Annotated in this window: 16 protein-coding genes; 7 read left to right on the plus strand and 9 right to left on the minus strand. The window is 64.3% G+C overall.

What is annotated here, in order from left to right:
• Window positions 1-48 precede the first annotated feature (48 nt).
• Entirely contained in the window at window positions 49-1,605 is a 1,557-nt protein-coding gene (locus KDW96_RS01480; protein ID WP_255838626.1) for a lytic transglycosylase domain-containing protein, read from the plus strand.
• Here the strand turns inward: KDW96_RS01480 and KDW96_RS01485 are convergent, their stop codons facing one another.
• Window positions 1,606-3,045 (minus strand): HDOD domain-containing protein, encoded by a 1,440-nt coding sequence (locus KDW96_RS01485; protein ID WP_370295489.1) that lies wholly within the window; start codon window positions 3,043-3,045, stop codon window positions 1,606-1,608.
• Between the two features lie 152 nt (window positions 3,046-3,197).
• Between KDW96_RS01485 and KDW96_RS01490 the strand changes: the two genes are divergently transcribed.
• From KDW96_RS01490 to fabI, 6 genes are read left to right on the plus strand one after another with little or no spacing between them, the layout of a single operon-like run.
• Window positions 3,198-5,027: an extracellular solute-binding protein gene (locus KDW96_RS01490; protein ID WP_255840608.1), complete on the plus strand. Its 1,830-nt coding sequence runs from the start codon at window positions 3,198-3,200 to the stop codon at window positions 5,025-5,027.
• A complete protein-coding gene (locus KDW96_RS01495; RefSeq protein WP_255838628.1) occupies window positions 5,024-6,868 on the plus strand; it encodes an extracellular solute-binding protein in 1,845 nt (614 codons plus the stop codon). The genes KDW96_RS01490 and KDW96_RS01495 overlap by 4 nt, the downstream gene beginning before the upstream one ends.
• A 1-nt stretch (window position 6,869) precedes the next feature.
• Entirely contained in the window at window positions 6,870-7,943 is a 1,074-nt protein-coding gene (locus KDW96_RS01500; RefSeq protein WP_255838629.1) for a microcin C ABC transporter permease YejB, read from the plus strand.
• A gap of 1 nt (window position 7,944) precedes the next feature.
• Entirely contained in the window at window positions 7,945-8,964 is a 1,020-nt protein-coding gene (locus KDW96_RS01505; RefSeq protein ID WP_255838630.1) for an ABC transporter permease, read from the plus strand.
• A 1-nt stretch (window position 8,965) separates the two neighbouring features.
• Entirely contained in the window at window positions 8,966-10,579 is a 1,614-nt protein-coding gene (locus KDW96_RS01510; RefSeq protein ID WP_255838631.1) for an ABC transporter ATP-binding protein, read from the plus strand.
• A gap of 29 nt (window positions 10,580-10,608) precedes the next feature.
• The gene (fabI, locus tag KDW96_RS01515; protein WP_255838632.1) at window positions 10,609-11,403 is read left to right on the plus strand and encodes an enoyl-ACP reductase FabI; all 795 of its coding nucleotides are present in this window, start codon (window positions 10,609-10,611) and stop codon (window positions 11,401-11,403) included.
• Window positions 11,404-11,464: 61 nt separating this feature from the next.
• Here the strand turns inward: fabI and argR are convergent, their stop codons facing one another.
• From argR to KDW96_RS01555, 8 genes are all read right to left on the minus strand, one after another.
• Window positions 11,465-12,445 carry a transcriptional regulator ArgR gene (argR, locus tag KDW96_RS01520; RefSeq protein ID WP_255838633.1) on the minus strand — a complete coding sequence of 327 codons (981 nt, stop codon included), beginning with the start codon at window positions 12,443-12,445 and terminating at the stop codon, window positions 11,465-11,467.
• 59 nt (window positions 12,446-12,504) lie between these two features.
• A complete protein-coding gene (locus tag KDW96_RS01525) occupies window positions 12,505-13,269 on the minus strand; it encodes an ABC transporter ATP-binding protein (protein ID WP_255838635.1) in 765 nt (254 codons plus the stop codon).
• A gap of 18 nt (window positions 13,270-13,287) precedes the next feature.
• Window positions 13,288-14,400 (minus strand): succinylglutamate desuccinylase/aspartoacylase family protein, encoded by a 1,113-nt coding sequence (locus tag KDW96_RS01530; RefSeq protein WP_255838636.1) that lies wholly within the window; start codon window positions 14,398-14,400, stop codon window positions 13,288-13,290.
• Between the two features lie 10 nt (window positions 14,401-14,410).
• Entirely contained in the window at window positions 14,411-15,109 is a 699-nt protein-coding gene (locus KDW96_RS01535) for an ABC transporter permease (protein WP_255838638.1), read from the minus strand.
• 16 nt (window positions 15,110-15,125) lie between these two features.
• A complete protein-coding gene (locus KDW96_RS01540) occupies window positions 15,126-15,815 on the minus strand; it encodes an ABC transporter permease (RefSeq protein ID WP_255838639.1) in 690 nt (229 codons plus the stop codon).
• 104 nt (window positions 15,816-15,919) lie between these two features.
• Complete coding sequence (locus KDW96_RS01545; protein ID WP_255838640.1) at window positions 15,920-16,699, minus strand: ABC transporter substrate-binding protein; 780 nt, start codon at window positions 16,697-16,699, stop codon at window positions 15,920-15,922.
• 567 nt (window positions 16,700-17,266) lie between these two features.
• A complete protein-coding gene (gene acs / locus KDW96_RS01550; RefSeq protein WP_255838642.1) occupies window positions 17,267-19,222 on the minus strand; it encodes an acetate--CoA ligase in 1,956 nt (651 codons plus the stop codon).
• 259 nt (window positions 19,223-19,481) lie between these two features.
• Window positions 19,482-20,066, minus strand: coding sequence for a hypothetical protein (locus KDW96_RS01555; protein WP_255838643.1), 585 nt, complete (start codon window positions 20,064-20,066; stop codon window positions 19,482-19,484).
• Window positions 20,067-20,128 lie beyond the last annotated feature (62 nt).

Genomic DNA, 20,128 nt, shown 5'->3' on the forward strand with positions numbered 1-20,128 from the left:
GGTTTCTAGAATCCCTCGCTCTTTTGCCTGGGAAGTACACGCCGACCAATGCCTATATCACCACGCAAGCCACTGATTTCTAAGGCATTGGCACAAAGCGCCGCGGCGCTCGTGGTGGTGTTCAGCGTGCTCCTGAGCGGTTGTCAGAGCCGCGGCGGCGCCGAAGACCCAGGCCGCGACACCGACCTGACGATCGGTCTGGAGCGCGAGCCGGAATGGTTGATGAGCGAGATCGAGCCGGACGAGCCAGAAGATATCTGGGAGCGGGTCCGCGACGGCTATCAACTGCAGGACCAGATCGGCATCAACCCGCGCATCGAACAGCAACGCCTGTGGTTCGCCAGCAACCCGGCCTTCGTCGAAAAGGTCGGCGAACGTAGCAACCCCTACATCCATTACATCGTCGAGCGTCTGGAAGAACGGGGCATGCCGATGGAGCTGGCGCTGCTGCCGATGATCGAAAGCGCCTACAACCCCTTCGCCTATTCGCCCGCCGATGCCGTCGGCCTGTGGCAGTTCATCCCCTCCACCGGCCGCCATTTCAACCTGCGTCAGACCAGCTGGTACGACGGCCGGCGTGACGTCCTCGCCTCCACCAACGCGGCGATGAACTACCTGTCGCGCCTGCATGAGATGTTCAACGGCGACTGGCTGCTGGCCCTGGCGGCCTACAACGCCGGCGAAGGCCGGGTCAGCCGGGCCATCGAGCGCAATCAGAAACTTGGCCTGCCGACCGACTACTGGAACCTGCCGCTGCCGGACGAGACGCGCAACTACGTGCCCAAGCTGCTGGCCCTGTCCCAGGTGATCATGACGCCCCAGGCCTATGGCGTCAGCCTGGCGCCCATTGCCAACCAACCCTATTTCGAGAAGGTCGAACTCAAGCAGCGCATGGACCTGTCGCGCGTCGCCGCCATGGCCGACCTCGACGAGGACGAGCTGTACCAGCTCAACCCGGCCTTCAAGCGGCGCATCACCCTGGATGGCCCGCAACATTTGCTGGTACCCACCGACAAGGCGGAGATGCTGACCGCCAATCTGGCCCTGATGAAGCCCCAGGAGCGGGTCGACTGGCAGCAATACCGCGTGCGCGCCGGCGACAGCTTGCACGCCATCGCCAACCGTCATCAGCTCACGGTGCGCACCCTCAAGGACATCAACCGACTCAGCAGCAACCGGCTGAGCGTCGGCCAGGTGCTGAGCATTCCCGCGCTGCCGGGCGTGCAGCCGCAAACGCCGCTGTTTGAGAACGTCGCAAGCCGCGCGGAGCCACCGCGCAGCTATCGGGTGAAGCGTGGCGACAACCTCTGGCAGATCGCCCAGGCCCACCGGGTCTCGGTCCAGGACGTGCAGCGCTGGAACAAGCTCAAGGGCAACAACCTGCGCGTCGGCCAGACGCTGGTGTTGCAGACTTCAAATGCGTCGGCGAACAGCGCCGCTGCCAGCACCGACGCCGCCACCTACTACAAGGTGCGCCGGGGCGACTCGCTGTACCTGATCGCCAAGCGCTTCAAGGTGCAGATGAAGCACCTGCAGCGCTGGAACCCGCGCACCGGCAGCGCCCTCAAGCCCGGCCAGACCCTGACCCTGTACTTGCCGCGCTGATCAGCCGCGCTTGCTCAACGCCTCCAGGCAGCGCCCGGTGAGCTGGGTAAAACGCTGAAAGGCGACGAACTGCTCATGGCTCAACGCCCGTCCGGATACCCGGCTATCGGCGTAGAGCACGCCGATTTCCCGCTTTCCCGCCAGCAGCGGGGCGATGAAGAACATGCCCTGGCCGAACCACTGGCGAATCGGCTCAGTGACCAGCTCACTCAGACCGTAGCTGGCGGGTACGCCCATCCACACCGCTTCCTTGTGCCGCAGCACGTAGCTGAAGATGTGGCTCTGGGCGGAAAGCTCGACCGGCAGCTCGAAGTCGCTGATCCAGTCGCTGGTACCCTCTCCCGACACCCGCTTGGCGCGAAAACAGCGTTGCCCATCGGCCAACACCGCCAGCATCACGCGCTCCAGCCCCGCCCCACGGTGCAGTCCCTCGAGCAGGGTATCGAGGATCAAGCCGACATCCCCTTTACTGGCCGCCATCTGACCAAGTTCCTGCAACGCCCGCTGCATCCGCGGCAAATCGGGTTGCAACAGCCGTACCTCGCGCTGTTGCTGTTGGCGGCGAATATGTTCGGGATCGGTACTGGGAATCAGCTGACACAGTTTGGACGCACCGAAAGTACCGACCACTTTGACGGCTTCATCGGCGCTGGCCAGCACCTGCTGCATGGCCTCCTCGCGGCTGATGCCGACGAGATCGGCCAGTTGCTCGACCAATTGCTCCATGGCCGGCGAGTCCCAGCCCTCCAGCGCCGCCTCGCTGATTCGCGTGCCCAGCGTGACCGCGTAACCGGCCGGGTCACTCTGATTGCTGCCGCCATGAGCCAGGCTGGCAATCTCGCCCAAGTTCCAGTTTTTCACCAAGCCCTGCGTCAATTGACGAAAACTGGTGCCCAGCACCGCGCGCACCGCGGCGTCGGCTTCGATTCCCGGCTGATCCAGAGCCAAGGCCAATTCGTCGGCCTGTTCGCCACCGCACCCCCAGAACGTGAGCTCACCCAAGTGAAACAACAGCGCGGCGATAAAAACCTCTTCCTGTCGCCGGGACAGCACATAGCCTGCGACATTGCGCGCCTGCACGGCGGCGTGAAAGGAGCGCGCCAGCAGCGCCTGCAGCTGCTCCCGGGGCGCCTGGGTGAGCAGGGTGTCGACCAGGCTCACCGCCAGGCTAATCAGGCGTACCTTGTCGAAACCGATCAGCACGATGGCCCGCGAGATAGTGCGGATATTCTCCTGCGAAGGGTTGTAGTATGCGCTGTTGCCGACGCGCAGGACCTTGGAGGTCAGTGAGGCATCGCGAAGCAGCACGTCTGCCAGTTGTTTGACCGAAGACTTTTCCGAGTGGGCCAGACGTTGCAGATCCTGTACCACCACGGCCAGGGCCGGCAGTTCGGCTTCGTTCAAACGCTCAATCCAGGACTGCAAACCATGGCTACGCATACTCAAGTTCAAGGCCTCGCTATGAGTTGTCCAACTGTCACCAACAGGCGCCCATGCCCGGCTACCGGGCCTGGTCTTTTTCCAGCGGATACAAGCTGTTACTGTACCGGACAAGAAGCCCAAAAGCCGCCACGGATCGGATATTTCAGTTGATACGTCCCCTCCTCTCGCTACTGCTAGGCCTGGCCCTCAGCCTGCCGACCTGGGCTGCCATCCGCGAAAGCCATGGCTACGCGCAATTCGGCCAACTCAAGTATCCCGCCAGCTTTACCCATTTCGACTGGGTCAACCCCGATGCCCCCAAGGGCGGCACCGTGCGGATGATGGCGCTGGGCTCGTTCGATACGCTTAACGCCTACGCGCTCAAGGGTACCAGCCCGATCGCCACGGCCAACTTCCTGCAATATGGCATCACCGGCCTGAACGAGCCGCTGATGGCCGGCACGGACTCCTACGACCCCTCCGGGGACGAACCGGCCTCGAGCTACGGGTTGATCGCCAAGTCGGTGGAGTACAGCGAGGACCGCAGCTGGGTGGTATTCAACCTGCGCCCGCAGGCGCGCTTCCACGACGGCAAATCTATCACCGCCTACGACGTGGCGTTTTCCTACCGCCTGCTGCTCAGGGATGGCCATCCGCAGTACCGCACCAACCTGCAGGAGGTCAAACGGGTCGACATCCTCAATCGCCATCGCATCCGTTTCGTCTTCAAGCGCGCCGGCAACCCGCTGCTGATCCTGCGCCTGGGCGAACTGCCGGTGCTGCCGCAGCACTACTGGAAGGACCGCGATTTCAAGGCCACCACCTTCGAGCCGCCCCTGGGCAGTGGGCCGTATCGCATCACCGAGGTCAATCCGGGGCGCAGCCTGACTTTCGAGCGGGTCAAGGACTGGTGGGGCGAGAAGCTGCCGGTCAATAGCGGCAAGTACAACTTCGACCGGGTCGAGGTCGAGTTCTACCGCGACAACCACGTCGCCTTCGAGGCGTTCAAGGCCGGAGAATTCGACTTCTATATCGAGCACCAGGCGAAGAACTGGGCCAGCGGCTACCGCTTTCCAGCCGTTGAGCGCGGCGAGGTGGTGAAGGCCGAGATTCCCCACCAGATCCCCACCCAGACCCAGGCCCTGTTCATGAACGCGCGGCGCACCACCTTCGCCGAGCGCAAGGTGCGTGAAGCGATCGGCCTGATGTTCGATTTCGAGTGGACCAACCGCGCCCTGTTCAACGGCTCCTATACCCGGGCCAAGAGCTACTACCCGAACAGCGAGTTCTCCGCCACCGGCAAGCCCAAGGGGGCCGAGTGGCTGTTGCTGTCACCCTACCGCAAGCAGCTGCCGGCGCGCCTGTTCACCGAGCCGTTCAGCATGCCGCAGACCGCCGGCCGCGGCATTCCGCGAGAAACCCTGCGCCGCGCCCTGGGGCTCTTGGCCGAAGCCGGCTGGAAACCCCGCGGCCAACGCATGCTGAACGATGACGGCCAGCCGCTGAGTTTCGAGATTCTGCTGGTCAACCCCAGGCTGGAGCGGATTCTTCAGCCCTACGCCGAGAACCTCGCGCGCATCGGCATCGAAGCCAACCTGCGCACCGTCGACCGGGCCCAGTACAAGCAGCGTCTGGATCAGTTCGATTTCGACATGATTCTGCTGACCCTGCCACAGACCCTCAGCCCCGGCCTGGAACAGTGGCTGTACTTCCACTCCAGTCAGGCCAAGATCAAGGGGGGCAAGAACTACGCGGGCATCAGCCATCCGGTGGTCGACGCCCTGCTCGACAAGCTGCTGGCCGCCAGAACCCGCGACCAGCAGGTCGCCGCGACCCGGGCCCTGGACCGCGTGCTGCTGTGGCAGCACTACACCATTCCCAACTGGTACATCAGCCATCACCGCCTGGCGTACTGGAACCGCTTCGCCTTCGTCGCCACGCCGCCCTACACCCTGGGCCTGCGCACCTGGTGGCTGAAACCTTCGGAGATCACCCGATGACGCATCCGTTGCGCTCATTCTTCGCCCACAGCAGCGGCCTGTTGCTGCTGGCCCTGGCCAGCCTGAGCCAGGCCGCGCCGCAGCACGCGCTGACCCTGTATGGCGAGCCGCCCAAGTACCCCGCCGACTTTCACCACTTCGACTACGTGAATCCCGATGCGCCCAAGGGCGGCACCTTGCGCCAGTCCGGCTTCGGCGGCTTCGACAGCCTCAACCCTTTCATCAACAAGGGCGTGGCGGCAGACGACATCGGCCTGATCTACGAGACCCTGACCCGCCATAGCCTGGACGAACCCTTCACCGAATACGGCTTGCTGGCGGAGAAAATCGAGAAGGCCCCGGACAACGCCTGGGTGCGCTTCTACCTGCGTCCCGAGGCGCGCTTCCATGACGGCCAGCCGGTGACCGCCGAAGACGTCAAATTCACCTTCGAAGCCTTGATGACCCACGGTGCCCCGACCTACCGCGCTTACTACGCCGATGTAGATCGGGTCGAGGTCGAAGGGCCGCGCCAGGTGCGCTTTATCTTCAAACAGGCCGGCAACCGCGAGCTGCCGCTGATCCTCGGCCAGCTGCCGGTGCTGCCCAAGCACTGGTGGGCGGACCGCGACTTCAGCAAGGGCAACCTGGATGCCCCGCTGGGCAGCGGGCCATACAAGGTGGCACAAGTGAAAGCCGGCCGCTCCATCGTCTATGAACGTGTCGAGGACTGGTGGGGCAAGGACCTGCCGGTCAATCGCGGCTTCTACAACTTCGACCGCATGCGCATCGATTACTACCGCGACAACACCGTGGCCCTGGAGGCGCTCAAGGCCGGACAGTTCGATTATTGGCTGGAAACCAGCGCAAAGAACTGGGCCACCGCCTACGACGTCGCCGCGGTAGCCAACGGTCAACTGATCAAGGAAGAGATCGAGAACCACAACCCCACCGGCATGCAGGGTTTCATCTTCAACATCCGCCGACCGCTGTTCGAGGATCGCCGGGTGCGCGAGGCCCTCGGCCTGCTGTTCGACTTCGAATGGGCCAACAAGCAGCTGTTCAACGGCGCCTACACCCGCACCCACAGTTACTTCGACAATTCCGAGCTGGCCTCCAGGGGCCTGCCGAGCGAGGCCGAGCTGCAGATCCTCGAGCCGCTGCGCGACAAGCTGCCGCCCGAGGTCTTCAGTCAGGCGTTCAGCCTGCCGGTCACCGACGCCAGCGGCATCATCCGCGAGCAGCAGCGCCGCGCCTACCAATTGCTGCAAGAAGCCGGCTGGCGGATCGAAGGCGATCACATGCTGGATGCCGAGGGCAAGCCGGTGAGCTTCGAGTTCCTGCTCGCCCAACCCGAGTTCGAGCGGGTGCTGCTGCCCTTCAAGCGCAACCTGGCGGACCTCGGCATGGACCTGGTGATTCGCCGAGTGGACGTCTCCCAGTACATCAACCGCCTGCGCTCGCGGGACTTCGACCTGATCGTCAGCGGCTTCGGCCAGTCCAACTCGCCGGGTAACGAGCAGCGCGAGTACTGGCACTCCAGCAGTGCCGACAAGCCCGGTAGCCGCAACTTCATCGGTCTCAAGGACCCGGCCATCGACCAGTTGGTCGAGGGCCTGATCAATGCCGACTCGCGCCAGAGCCTCATCGACCACACCCGCGCCCTGGACCGTGCGTTGCTATGGGGCCATTACGTCATTCCCAACTGGCACATCAAGACCTGGCGCGTGGCCTACTGGAACCACCTGGCCCACCCACAGGTCACGCCGCTCTACGACATCGGCCTGAACACCTGGTGGTTCCGCGAGTTGCCGCAGGCGGAGGCGCCCAGCGGCGCCGAAGCTTCGAGCACGGAGCAGTAGCATGCTGGCCTATATCCTGCGGCGCCTGCTGCTGATCATCCCCACGCTGTTCGGCATCCTGCTGCTCAACTTCGTCATCATCCAGGCCGCTCCCGGCGGCCCGGTGGAGCAGATGATCGCCCAGCTGGAGGGCTTCGAAGGGGCCACCAGCCGCATCGCCGGAGGCGGCGCCGAGGTGGCCGTGGCCAGCGCCAACTACCGTGGCGCCCAGGGCCTGGACCCCGAGCTCATCGCCGAGATCGAGCGCCTGTACGGCTTCGACAAACCGGCGCCCGAGCGCTTCTGGATCATGCTGAAGAACTACGCGCAACTGGATTTCGGCGAGAGCTTCTTCCGCGACGCCGAGGTGATCGACCTGATCGTCGAGAAAATGCCGGTATCGGTGTCCCTCGGGCTGTGGAGCACCCTGATCATGTACCTGGTATCCATCCCCCTGGGCATCGCCAAGGCCGTGCGCCATGGCAGCGCCTTCGACGTCTGGACCAGCTCGGCGATCATCGTCGGCTACGCCATTCCGGCGTTCCTGTTCGCCATTCTGTTGATCGTGCTGTTCGCCGGCGGCAGCTACTTCGACTGGTTCCCCCTGCGTGGCCTGACCTCGAACAACTTCGATGAGCTCAGCCTGGGCGGCAAGATCATCGACTACTTCTGGCACCTGGCCCTGCCTGTCACCGCCTTGGTCATCGGCAACTTCGCCACCCTGACCCTGCTGACCAAGAACAGCTTCCTCGACGAGATCAACAAGCAGTACGTGACCACCGCCCGCGCCAAGGGGCTGTCGAAGAACGGCGTGCTCTACGGCCATGTATTCCGCAATGCCATGCTGATCATCATCGCCGGCTTCCCTTCGGCGCTGATCGGCATCTTCTTCACCGGCTCCCTGCTGATCGAGGTGATCTTCTCCCTCGACGGCCTCGGCCTGATGAGTTTCGAGGCGGCGATCAATCGCGACTACCCCGTGGTGTTCGGCACCCTGTTCATCTTCACCCTGCTGGGACTGGTGTTGAAACTGATCGGCGATCTCACCTACACCCTGGTCGATCCGCGCATCGACTTCGAAAGCCGGGAGAACTGAGATGGCCTTGTCTCCTATCAATCAACGGCGATTCGAACGCTTCAAGGCGCACAAGCGCGGCTGGTGGTCGCTGTGGATCTTCCTGGTGCTGTTCGTCCTGACCCTGGGTGCCGAGTTGATCGCCAACGACAAGCCGCTGGTCGTGCAGTACGACGACCAGTGGTATTTCCCCGTGCTCAAGCGCTACCCGGAAACCACCTTCGGCGGCGAATTCCCACTGCAGGCCAACTACAAGAGCCCCTATATCCAGGGGCTGATCGAGGAGAAGGACGGCTGGATGATCTGGCCGCCCATCCCCTTCAGCTATTCCAGCATCAACTACGACCTTGAGGTGCCGGCGCCGGCGCCGCCGTCCACGGCCAACTGGCTGGGCACCGATGACCAGGGCCGCGACGTGCTAGCCCGGGTGATCTACGGCTTCCGCATTTCGGTGCTGTTCGCCCTGACCCTGACCGTGCTCAGCTCGATCATCGGGGTGCTCGCCGGCGCCCTGCAGGGCTTCTACGGCGGCTGGGTCGACCTGCTCGGGCAACGCTTCCTCGAGGTCTGGTCGGGCCTGCCGGTGCTCTACCTACTGATCATCCTGGCCAGCTTCGTGCAGCCGAACTTCTGGTGGCTGCTGGGCATCATGCTGCTGTTCTCCTGGATGAGCCTGGTCGACGTGGTGCGCGCCGAGTTTCTCCGCGGGCGCAACCTGGAGTACGTGCGTGCCGCCCGCGCCCTGGGCATGGAGAACGGCGCCATCATGCTCCACCACATCCTGCCCAACGCCATGGTCTCGACCATGACCTTCATGCCCTTCATCCTCACCGGCGCCATCGGCACTCTCACCGCCCTGGATTTTCTCGGCTTCGGCCTGCCGCCGGGCGCGCCGTCGCTCGGCGAACTGGTGGCCCAGGGCAAGTCCAACCTGCAGGCGCCCTGGCTGGGGATCAGCGCATTCGCCGTCCTGGCCCTGATGCTCAGCCTGCTGGTGTTTATTGGCGAAGCGGCGCGCGACGCCTTCGACCCGAGGAAATGAGATGAACGACTCAGCCCCCCTGATCGAAGTCCGCGACCTGTCCGTCGAATTCGTCACCGGCGAGCAGAAGCAACGCGTGGTCGAGGGCGTCAGCTTTTCCATCAAGCGCGGCGAGACCCTGGCCCTGGTCGGCGAAAGCGGCTCAGGCAAGTCGGTCACCGCGCACTCGATCCTGCGCCTGCTGCCCTACCCTCTGGCACGCCACCCGAGCGGCAGCATTCATTACGCCGGCGAAGACCTGCTCAAGCTCGACGAGAACCGCCTGCGCGGCATCCGTGGCGACCGCATCGCCATGGTCTTCCAGGAGCCCATGACCTCGCTGAACCCGCTGCACAGCATCGGCAAGCAGATCAACGAGGTGCTCGCTCTGCACAAAGGCCTGAGCGGCGCGGCCGCCACCGAGCGCACCCTGGAGTTGCTCGATCTGGTTGGCATCCCCGAGCCACGCAAGCGGCTCAAGGCCTACCCCCATGAGCTGTCCGGCGGCCAGCGCCAGCGCGTGATGATCGCCATGGCCCTGGCCAACGAGCCGGAATTGCTGATTGCCGACGAGCCAACCACCGCGCTGGACGTTACCGTGCAGCTCAAGATCCTCGAACTGCTCAAGGAATTGCAGGCTCGCCTGGGCATGGCGCTGCTGCTGATCAGCCATGACCTCAACCTGGTGCGAAGAATTGCCCACCGCGTATGTGTCATGCAGAGCGGAAAGATCGTCGAACAAGCGTCGTGTGAAAAGCTGTTCCATTCGCCGCAGCATCCCTATACCCAGGAACTGCTCGGCGCAGAGCCCAGCGGTGATCCGGTGGCAGTCACTGCCGGCCCGCCACTGCTGGAGGTCGACAATCTGCGGGTGTGGTTTCCGATCAAGAAGGGCCTGCTGCGGCGCACCGTCGACCATGTCAAGGCAGTGGACGGAATCAGCTTCAGCGTGCCCCAGGGTCAGACCCTCGGCATCGTCGGCGAAAGTGGTTCCGGTAAGTCGACCCTGGGCTTGGCGATCCTGAAGCTGCTCGGCAGTCAGGGCGCCATCCGTTTTCAGGGGCAGGCCCTGGAGGATCTGTCGCAACACAGCGTGCGGCCCTTGCGGCGGCAAATGCAGGTGGTGTTTCAGGATCCGTTCGGCAGCCTGAGCCCGCGCATGTCGGTGGGTCAGATTGTCGGCGAAGGCCTGCACATCCATCGCATGGGCACGCGGGCTGAACAGGAGCAGGCGATCATCGACGCACTTGTGGAGGTGGATCTGGACCCGGAAACCCGGCACCGCTATCCCCATGAGTTTTCCGGCGGGCAACGGCAGCGGATCGCTATCGCCCGTGCGCTGGTGTTGAAACCGGCGCTGATACTGCTAGACGAGCCCACCTCGGCGCTCGATCGCACAGTCCAGCGCCAGGTCGTGGAATTGCTGCGATCGTTGCAGGTCAAGTACAACCTGACCTACCTGTTCATCAGCCACGATCTGGCAGTGGTTCGGGCGTTGAGCCACCAGCTGATCGTGGTCAAGGAAGGGCAAGTGGTGGAACAGGGTCCCGCGGAGCGGATCTTCGCCGCGCCGCAACATATTTATACTCAGCAGCTGCTGGAAGCCGCCTTTCTGGCTCCAGGCGCTACTGACTAATCCTTGAAAGCAGGAAGAGGAAGAGCACAATGGGTTTTCTAACCGGTAAACGCGTTCTGATCGTTGGCGTTGCCAGCAAACTGTCCATCGCTTCGGGCATCGCCGCGGCCATGCACCGCGAAGGCGCCGAACTGGCCTTCACCTATCAGAACGAGAAGCTCAAGGGGCGCGTCGAAGAGTTCGCCGCCGGCTGGGGCTCGGGCCCCGAGCTGTGCTTTCCCTGCGACGTGGCCAACGATGACGAGATCGTCAGCGTCTTCGAGGCCCTGAGCAAGAAGTGGGACGGCCTGGACTGCATCGTTCACTCGGTCGGCTTCGCCCCGGGCGACCAGCTGGACGGCGACTTCACCGAAGTCACCACCCGTGAGGGCTTCCGCATTGCCCACGACATCAGCGCCTACAGCTTCGTGGCCTTGGCCAAGGCCGGTCGCCAGCTGATGCAAGGCCGCAATGGCAGCCTGCTCACCCTGTCCTACCTGGGCGCCGAGCGCACCATGCCCAACTACAACGTCATGGGCATGGCCAAGGCCAGCCTGGAAGCCGGCGTTCGCTACCTGGCCGGCAGCCTCGGCCCAGAAGGCACCCGCGTCAACGCCATCTCCGCCGGCCCCATCCGCACCCTGGCGGCTTCGGGCATCAAGAGCTTCCGCAAGATGCTCGCCGCCAACGAGAAGCAGACCCCCCTGCGTCGCAACGTGACCATCGAGGAAGTCGGCAATGCCGGCGCCTTCCTCTGCTCCGACCTGGCCTCGGGTGTCAGCGGCGAGATCATGTACGTCGACGGTGGCTTCAACACCACGGCCATGGGCGCCATGGAAGACTGATCGGCGAACCGCTGACCATAAAAAAGCCCGCATCTACGCGGGCTTTTTTGTCGAGCGCAATTCAGCTTCGCTCGGCCTCCGAGGAGGTCAGCTCGAACGGGCTGTTGCTGCGCCGCTGGTTGCGGTCCTCGCGCGGGGTGGCGCCGAAGAAGTTGCGGTAGGCGCTGGAGAAGTGCGGCCCGGAGGAGAAGCCGCAGGACAGGCCGATCTGGATGATCGACTTGCTGGTCTGCATCAGCAACTGACGCGCCTTGTTCAGGCGCAGCTCCAGGTAGTACTGGCTCGGTACGCGGGTCAGGTACTGCTTGAAGATGCGTTCCAGCTGGCGGCGCGACACGCACACGTGCTGGGCGATCTCGTCGGTGGTCAGCGGCTCCTCGATGTTCGCCTCCATCAGCAGCACCGCCTGGGTCAGCTTCGGGTGGCTGGACCCCAGGCGGTTCTGCAATGGAATGCGCTGACGCTCGCTGCCCTCGCGGATGCGCTCGACCACCAGCTCCTCGGAAACCGCGCCGGCCAGTTCGGCACCGTGATCGCGGGCCAGCAAGGCCAGCAGCAGATCGAGCACGGCCAGGCCGCCACAGGCGCTCAGGCGGTCGCGATCCCAGTCGAACAGGTGGCTGGTGGCGATCACCTTGGGGAAGCGCTCGGTGAAATCGTCCTGCCAGCGCCAATGCACGGCGGCGCGGTAACCGTCGAGCAGGCCCAGTTGCGCCAGGGGATAGACCCCCGCCGAGATGCCGCCGATCACGCAGCCGCCGCGCACCAGGTGCTTGAGGGCACTGGACAGCGCCGGGGCGATTGCCGCCGGCGGCTCATCGGCGAGCAGGAAGAGCTTGTCAAAGCCCTCCAGCTCGCCTTGCCAGGGCACGCCCGGCAGGCGCCAGGCGCCCTCCTCGGGCACCTCGGCCTGGAGGAAGGACAGCTCGTAGACCACCTCGGGGTGGACGCGCTGGGCGACACGCAAGGCTTCTTCGGCCAGGGCCAAGGTCAGGGGCTTGGTATTGGGCCAAAGCAGGAAGCCGATTCGATGGGCAGTCATGGGGGGCAGTTTAGGCTCTGATGGCTTCTTGTGGCATACCGCGACGCATGCGCTGGCGCTTATTTAAGGCTACCGGACAAGAATTGCTGAAGCCGCTCGGACTGGGGATTGACCAGCACTTCCTTCGGGCAGCCACGCTCTTCTACCACGCCCTTGTGGAGGAATACCAGCTGGTTGGACACCTCGCGGGCGAAGCCCATCTCGTGGGTCACCACCACCATGGTGCGGCCTTCCTGCGCCAGGTCCTGCATGACCTTGAGCACCTCGCCGACCAGTTCCGGATCGAGCGCGGAGGTCGGCTCGTCGAACAGCATCACCTCCGGCTCCATCGCCAGTGCACGAGCGATGGCCACGCGCTGCTGCTCTCCGCCGGACATGTGCCCCGGGTAGGCGTCCTTGCGGTGCGCCACGCCGACCTTGTTCAGGTAGTGCTCGGCCTTCTCCCGGGCCTCCTTCTTCGCCACGCCGAGGACGTGCACCGGCGCCTCCATGACGTTCTCCAGGGCGCTCATGTGCGACCACAGGTTGAAGTGCTGGAACACCATCGACAGGCGTGAGCGCATGCGCTGCAGCTGCCTGGGGTCGGCGGCCTTGAGCCCGCCCTCCTTGTTGGCCACCAGCTTGAGCTCCTCGCCGTTGAGCAGGATCTTGCCGCCGTAGGGCTGCTCCAGCAGGTTGATGCAGCGCAGGAAGGTGCTCTTGCCCGAGCCGCTGGAGCCGATGATGCTGATCACGTCACCGGCCTTCGCCGCCAGGGACACGCCCTTGAGGACTTCATGGCTGCCGTAGCGCTTGTGCAGATCCTGAACTTCGAGTTTGTACATGGTTTCCACTCTCTTGAATCAGTCGCTCAGCAGGCGACCCTGGCGAATAGGGGTTTTGCCGGCCACCTTGGCCAGCCATAGACCGGGTTGGGCGAAGCGCATCCGCTCACGCACGTAGAGCACGCCGTCGGTGGAGGCGCGAACGACGCTATGACGGTCGTCCAGCGGGTCGATCACCTCGAACAACGGATCGCCGACCTTGACCCGTGCGCCCAGCGGCTGCAGAAAACTCACCACCCCGGCATGGGGGGCGTAGGCGTATTCGGCACCTTCGAACGGCGTTGCCTCGCAGCAGTCCCGCGGCGCGGCCGGCCAATCGCCGGCGACCAGTCCCTGTTCGGCGAGGAACGCCAGGATGCTCTCGGCACTGGCCTCGGCACGCTTCGCCTCGGTATCGGCCATGCCGCCCAGCTCCACGGTGGCAGCCAGGCAGGCCAGCGGAATCTTCGCCGCCGGAAAGCGCCGGGCCAGCTGCAGCCAGGGGGCCGAGCAGGCTTCGTCGAAGGAGCTGCCGCCGCCGTCTTCGGTGGTCAACACCGCACCGGCCATCAGTCGCGCGGCCAGGGGCCGCAGCTGCGGCCACTGCTGCGGCAGGGCATACAGATGCACCAGCGCCTCGAAGTCGCAATGCAGATCGAGTACCAGGTCGGCATCGCAGGCATGCCCCAGCAGCAGGCGCTGCAGGCCCTGCAGCTCGGATTCGGCCGGCGGCAGCGCCTCGAGCGCCGCCTGCATGGCGGCGCGGATCAGCCGCACATTGGCCGGACCGTCCTGCCCCAGGCTGCCATCCAGGGCCGGGGCGATGGCGCCCGCCAGGTCGAAGAAGTCGCGGTTGAAGTTCTTGCCGCTGGCGAACTCGAAACGCCCCTGGTGGGTGGCCTGGAACAGCTGGGCCAGGCCGATGGGGTTGGCCACCGGCACCAGCTCGACCACCCCGGTCAGCCGCCCCTGGGCCTCCAGCTCCAGCAGCCGGTGCTTCAGCGCCACGGCCACCCGCATGCCCGGCAGCTCGTCGGCGTGCAAGGACGCCTGGATATAGGCCTTGCACGGCCCGCTGCCGAAACGGAATACGCTCAACCGGCGTTCGGTGCCCGGGCAACCCCAGGGCAGGACATGCTCGATCCGTTGCATGCTCGCCTCCTCAGGCCTTGCGCGGCGCCATGTAGCCCAGCCAGCGGCGCTCGGCCAACTTGAACAGGCGCACCAGGACAAAGGTCAGGCACAGGTACAACAGGCCAGCGGTGATGAAGGCCTCGAACGGCAGGTAGTGCTGGGAGCTGACGGTGCGCGCCGCACCGGTGATGTCGATCAGGGTGACGATCGACGCCAGGCTGGTGGTGTGCAGCATCATGATCACTTCGTTGCTGTACTGCGGCAGGGCCCGGCGCAGCGCCGAGGGCAGCAGGATGCGGCGGTACAGCTTGGCCCGCGACATGCCCATGGCCTTGGCCGCCTCGATCTCGCCATGGGGCGTGGCGCGCAAGCTGCCGGCGAGGATCTCGGCGCTGTAGGCGCTGGTGTTGATGGCGAACGCCAGGCAGGCACAGAAGGTCGCGTCCGACAGGTACGGCCAGAGCATGCTGTCGCGCACCCCCTCGAACTGGGCCAGGCCGTAGTAGATCAGGAACAGCTGCACCAGCATCGGCGTGCCGCGAATCACGTAGGTGTAGAGCCAGGCCGGGAAGTTCACCAGCTGCGACTTGGACACCCGCATCAGGCCCAGTGGCACGGCCATCGCCAGGCCCAGGGCCAGGGAGATCAGCAGCAGCTTGATGGTCACCAGCACACCGTCAAGGTACAGCGGCAGGTTCGACCAGATAACGTTGTAATCGAAGATCATGCGCTCGCTCCCTTACTCACAGATCCGCGGCTTTGACGCCGACCGAGTAGCGTTTTTCCAGGTAGCGCAGCGCCAGCAGCGACACGCTGGTCAGCACCAGGTAGAGGGCCGCGACCGCGAGGTAGAAGGTAAAGGGCTCGCGCGTGGCATCGGCCGCGCTTTTCGCCTTGAACATCATGTCCTGCAGGCCGACCACCGAGATCAGCGCGGTGGCTTTCGTCAGCACCAGCCAGTTGTTGGTGAAGCCCGGGATGGCGAAGCGGATCATCTGCGGCACCAGGATGCGGAAGAACACCTGCACCCCGCTCATGCCGTAGGCTGCGCCCGCCTCGCCCTGGCCCTTGGGGATCGCCATGAAGGCGCCGCGGAAGGTCTCGGACAGGTAGGCGCCGAAGATGAAGCCCATGGTGAACACGCCGGCGATGAACGGGTTGATGTCGATGTACTCGTCATGGCCGAGCATCGGCGCCACGCGGTTCACCAGGTCCTGGCCGCCGTAGAAGATCAGCAGGATCAGCACCAGGTCGGGAATGCCGCGAATCACCGTGGCGTAGGCTTCGCCCAGCATCGCCAGCCACCTGATCGGCGACAGGCGAAAGGCCGCGCCGATCAGGCCGAGGAAGACCGCCACCGCCACGGAGGACAGGGCCAGCTGCAGGGTGAGCCAGGCGCCGTCGAGAATGGTCGAGCCGTAGCCGTTGAGCATGCGCTAGTTACCTCATGCGGGCGCCGCAGGGCGCCATGGAGCACAACGAAAAAGTGGCGCAAATTCACCCTAGGTCAATGTGCGCCACTTTCGGTGGATTGCGATTACTCGCCGTAGACGTTGAAGTCGAAGTACTTGTCCTGGACTTCCTGGTACTTGCCGTTGGCGCGGATCGCCGCGATGGCCGCGGTGATCTTGTCGGCCAGCGCGGTGTCGCCCTTGCGCACGGCGATACCGGCACCCTGTCCGAAGTACTTGTGCTCGGTGAAATCAGGGCCGACCAGGGCGAAGCCCTTGCCGGCATCGGTCTTGAGGAAGCCGTCGTCGATGTTCACCGCATCGGCCAGGGTGGCGTCCAGTCGCCCCGCGGTCATGTCGAGGAAGATCTCGTTCTGCGAGCTGTAACGCACCACTTCGATACCCGCCGGAGCGAAATTGTCGGTGGCGTAGCGATCGTAGATCGAGGCGCGCTGCACGCCGACCTTCTTGCCCTTGAGGTCGACCAGCGGATCCTTGATCTCGGTATCTGCCTTCATCGCCAGCTTGGCCGGGGTGTGGTAGTACTTCTTGGAGAAGTCCACCGACTTCAGGCGGTCTTCGGTAATGCTCATGGACGACAGCACCGCGTCGAACTTGCGTACCTTTAGCGCCGGAATCAGGCCGTCGAACTCCTGCTCGATCCACTTGCACTCGACCTTCATCTCTTCGCACAGGGCCTGGCCGATGTCGTAGTCGAAGCCGGTGATGTTGCCCTCCGGAGTCTTGTAGGCGAACGGCGGGTAAGCCGCTTCGATGCCGATACGCAGCGGCTTGGCGTCTTCGGCCATGGCCAGCGGGGACAGCATGGAGAGCGCCAGGGCGCCGAGAAGTGCAATCTTCTTCATCTTGTGACTCCTTCGAGTGGAATGGGCTTCGCTTGGCAGCCTGCCGGTGCGTGCGCATGCATCCAGCCATGCACGAATTGCCGGGAACGTCGCCGTCTTTGCCGCCTTAGACGCGGGCAAAAAGCGCCCCGACTGGGTGAGCGGCATTCTAGCGAGAGGCCCGAAGTCGAAATTTCCTCAATGCGACAAGTAATTACAAAAGGCCAGGAAGGACGGGTAAGACGCATTGACAGCCTCCAGCAAACATGCAGAGACCAGAAGAAGGGATAACCGGTAACTAAAGCAATAAGCGCGCCCATTTAGCCTCAAGCCAATGGATATCGACCTTCCAAGGCTTTCGGGCACGTACTTGCGGGCGCCGGGCGGTGAAATTGCGAGTCGAATGTTTCCGTTCGCCCCAGCGCCACCGGCAAAAACGTTACCTGGAACCGCGCTGCGTACGGGACCACCAGACGGGCTCGACGACCCGAGGACGGTTGCTCATGAGCACGGCGCCGTTGGGCCCGCCCAAAGCACAACGCCCGCCACGGCTTGTGGCCGGGGCGGGGCGCTGTCGGCAGGCGCCGGTCAGGCGGCCTGCATGCCGCGATGAGTGTCGATGAGGTGCTGCACCACGCCGGGATCGGCCAGCGTGGAGATATCGCCGAGTGCATCGTATTCGCCGGTGGCGATCTTGCGCAGGATCCGGCGCATGATCTTGCCCGAGCGGGTCTTGGGCAAGCCCGGGGCCCACTGGATCACATCCGGCGAGGCAATCGGACCGATTTCCTTGCGTACCCAGTTCTTTAGCTCCAGACGCAGCTGTTCGCTGGGCTCTTCCCCCTGATTCAGGGTGACATAGACGTAGATGCCCTGCCCCTTGATGTCGTGGGGCACACCGACCACGGCGGCCTCGGCGACCTTGGCGTGCGCGACCAGGGCGCTCTCGATTTCGGCGGTGCCCATGCGGTGGCCGGAGACGTTCAGCACGTCATCCACGCGACCGGTGATCCAGTAGTAGCCGTCTTCGTCGCGGCGGGCGCCGTCGCCGGTGAAGTACATGCCCTTGAAGGTCTTGAAGTAGGTGTCGACGAAGCGCCCGTGATCGCCATACAGGGTGCGCGCCTGGCCCGGCCAGGAATCGACGATCACCAGGTTGCCCTCGGCGGCGCCCTCGATCAGCTGGCCTTCGTTGTCCACCAGCGCCGGTCGCACGCCGAAGAACGGCAGGGTCGCCGAACCCGGCTTGAGCGCGGTGGCGCCCGGCAGCGGGCTGATCAGGATGCCGCCGGTCTCGGTCTGCCACCAGGTGTCGACGATCGGGCAACGCTCCTGACCGATGGTGCTGTGGTACCAGCTCCAGGCCTCCGGGTTGATCGGCTCGCCCACCGAGCCGAGCAGGCGCAGGCTGGAACCGTCGGCGCCCTGCACCGCCGCATCGCCCTGGGCCATCATGGCGCGGATGGCGGTTGGCGCGGTGTAGAGAATATTGACCTGGTGCTTGTCGATGATCTTCGACAGACGGGTGATGTCCGGATAGTTCGGCACGCCCTCAAACAGCAAGGTGGTGGCGCCGTTGGCCAGCGGACCGTAGACGATGTAGCTGTGGCCGGTGACCCAGCCGACGTCGGCGGTGCACCAGTAGATGTCGCCGGGCCGGTAGTCGAACACCCGCTCATGGGTCAGCGCGACGTACAGCAGGTAGCCGCCGGTGGTGTGCTGCACGCCCTTGGGCTTGCCGGTGGAGCCCGAAGTATAGAGGATGAACAGCGGGTCCTCGGCGCCCATCTCCGCCGCCGGACAGTCGCTGCCGGCCGCCTTGACCAGCTCCTCGTACCAGAGGTCGCGGGACGCGTCCCAGGCGATATCGCCGCCTGTGCGCTGGCACACGATGACCTTCTCCACGCTGGCAGTTTGCGGATTGTTCAGCGCCGCATCGACGTTGGCCTTGAGTGCGGTGCGCTTGCCGCCGCGCACGCCTTCGTCGGCAGTGATCACCACCTTGGAACGGCAATCGATGATGCGCCCGGCCAGGGCCTCCGGGGAAAAGCCGCCGAAAACCACCGAGTGGATCGCGCCGATGCGGGTGCAGGCCAGCATCGCCACCACCGCCTCGGGGATCATCGGCATATAGAGGGTCACCACATCGCCACGCTGCACGTCCTGACTGCGCAGAGCGTTGGCAAACCTGCAGACCTGCTCGTGCAGTTCGCGGTAGGTGATGTGCTTGTGCTCGGCCGGGTCGTCGCCTTCCCAGATGATCGCCACCTGCTCGCCACGCTCGGCCAGGTGGCGATCCAGGCAATTGTGGGCCACGTTCAGGGTGCCATCGGCGAACCACTTGATATCGACATGCTGATCGTCGAAGGACGTCTGCTTGACCTGAGTGAAGGGCTTGATCCAATCGAGCCTCTGGGCCTGTTCACGCCAGAAGCCATCGGGATTGCTCACCGATTCCTGGTACATGGCTTGGTAGGTGGCTTCGTCGGTCAACGAACGGGCAGCCACCTCTGGGCGCACGGGATACAGGGACGCAGCACTCATCGATTACACCTCGGTGGGGTAGTTGTTGTTCTTCAAGTAGGGGCTTTTTAGCGCGAGGAGCCGATTACGGACCATTCGACCATGGTATGACCGCCCTGCAGCAGGGCGCCGCGGGCGGACAAAAAAAAGGCGACCCAACGAGGGGCCGCCTGGAAACTAACTCCAAAGGGAATGGAGATATGCTTGCATCCAAATCACGCAGGGTTCGGATGGACTCAGTCTCCACTACGGGCGCCCGGGTGGACTATTGCACCAAGGTCTAACAGGACTCGCTCGCCCGGCCATCGAGGCTGTCGGCGGACGCCCGGCCGATGCCGGCGACCACCAGACAGGCCACCGCAGTGGCCAACAACCAGAACCCGCCGAAGATCCCCATCACCTCCCCGTAGGACATGCCGTGATTCCAGGGCCGGGCCACGCCGAGAAAGGCGGCGAATAGCCAGGCGCTCATGGACAACGCCCCCAACAGGGCCAGGCGAATCCGCGCCGCACCCGGCAGGGCAACCAAAGGCGCCTGATGCAGCAGGGGAAAACCGGTCCGGTGCAGCAGCACCCCGTTCAGGGTCAACAGCACGACGACGCTGCCCTTGGCCCAGAGTTTCTGATTGAGCAGGTATTCGAGGCCTTCGCTGAGGTATCCCTGGGTCACCAGCGCCAGGCCAGTCAGCCACAGGGCCAGCAGCGCCAGGCTGACCAGCTGCATGACTTCCGCCAACTGGTCCCGCTTGACCGCATCCAGCTCGGCCTTGCGCCAGCGCCAGAGCTTGTGATCGGTCTGCAGGAGGGTGCCCAGGGCGATGCAGGTAGCCAGCAGATGGCTGTAGACGAGAAGCGTTTTGAGCATGGATTCACCTTCTTATTATCGGGCTGCATTCCATGCGGCCAAAAAATTGAAGGCGAATGCTA

It is taken from the genome of Pseudomonas benzenivorans, from assembly GCF_024397895.1.
Taxonomy (GTDB): Bacteria; Pseudomonadota; Gammaproteobacteria; order Pseudomonadales; family Pseudomonadaceae; genus Aquipseudomonas; species Aquipseudomonas benzenivorans_A.

What these genes read in the sequence shown, in the direction of transcription:
- KDW96_RS01480 (WP_255838626.1), top strand. Translation starts at nt 49, where the DNA reads ATGCCTATATCACCACGCAAGCCACTGATTTCTAAGGCATTGGCACAA.
- KDW96_RS01485 (WP_370295489.1), bottom strand. Translation starts at nt 3,045, where the DNA reads ATGCGTAGCCATGGTTTGCAGTCCTGGATTGAGCGTTTGAACGAAGCC.
- KDW96_RS01495 (WP_255838628.1), top strand. Translation starts at nt 5,024, where the DNA reads ATGACGCATCCGTTGCGCTCATTCTTCGCCCACAGCAGCGGCCTGTTG.
- KDW96_RS01500 (WP_255838629.1), top strand. Translation starts at nt 6,870, where the DNA reads ATGCTGGCCTATATCCTGCGGCGCCTGCTGCTGATCATCCCCACGCTG.
- KDW96_RS01505 (WP_255838630.1), top strand. Translation starts at nt 7,945, where the DNA reads ATGGCCTTGTCTCCTATCAATCAACGGCGATTCGAACGCTTCAAGGCG.
- KDW96_RS01510 (WP_255838631.1), top strand. Translation starts at nt 8,966, where the DNA reads ATGAACGACTCAGCCCCCCTGATCGAAGTCCGCGACCTGTCCGTCGAA.
- fabI (WP_255838632.1), top strand. Translation starts at nt 10,609, where the DNA reads ATGGGTTTTCTAACCGGTAAACGCGTTCTGATCGTTGGCGTTGCCAGC.
- argR (WP_255838633.1), bottom strand. Translation starts at nt 12,445, where the DNA reads ATGACTGCCCATCGAATCGGCTTCCTGCTTTGGCCCAATACCAAGCCC.
- KDW96_RS01525 (WP_255838635.1), bottom strand. Translation starts at nt 13,269, where the DNA reads ATGTACAAACTCGAAGTTCAGGATCTGCACAAGCGCTACGGCAGCCAT.
- KDW96_RS01530 (WP_255838636.1), bottom strand. Translation starts at nt 14,400, where the DNA reads ATGCAACGGATCGAGCATGTCCTGCCCTGGGGTTGCCCGGGCACCGAA.
- KDW96_RS01535 (WP_255838638.1), bottom strand. Translation starts at nt 15,109, where the DNA reads ATGATCTTCGATTACAACGTTATCTGGTCGAACCTGCCGCTGTACCTT.
- KDW96_RS01540 (WP_255838639.1), bottom strand. Translation starts at nt 15,815, where the DNA reads ATGCTCAACGGCTACGGCTCGACCATTCTCGACGGCGCCTGGCTCACC.
- KDW96_RS01545 (WP_255838640.1), bottom strand. Translation starts at nt 16,699, where the DNA reads ATGAAGAAGATTGCACTTCTCGGCGCCCTGGCGCTCTCCATGCTGTCC.
- acs (WP_255838642.1), bottom strand. Translation starts at nt 19,222, where the DNA reads ATGAGTGCTGCGTCCCTGTATCCCGTGCGCCCAGAGGTGGCTGCCCGT.
- KDW96_RS01555 (WP_255838643.1), bottom strand. Translation starts at nt 20,066, where the DNA reads ATGCTCAAAACGCTTCTCGTCTACAGCCATCTGCTGGCTACCTGCATC.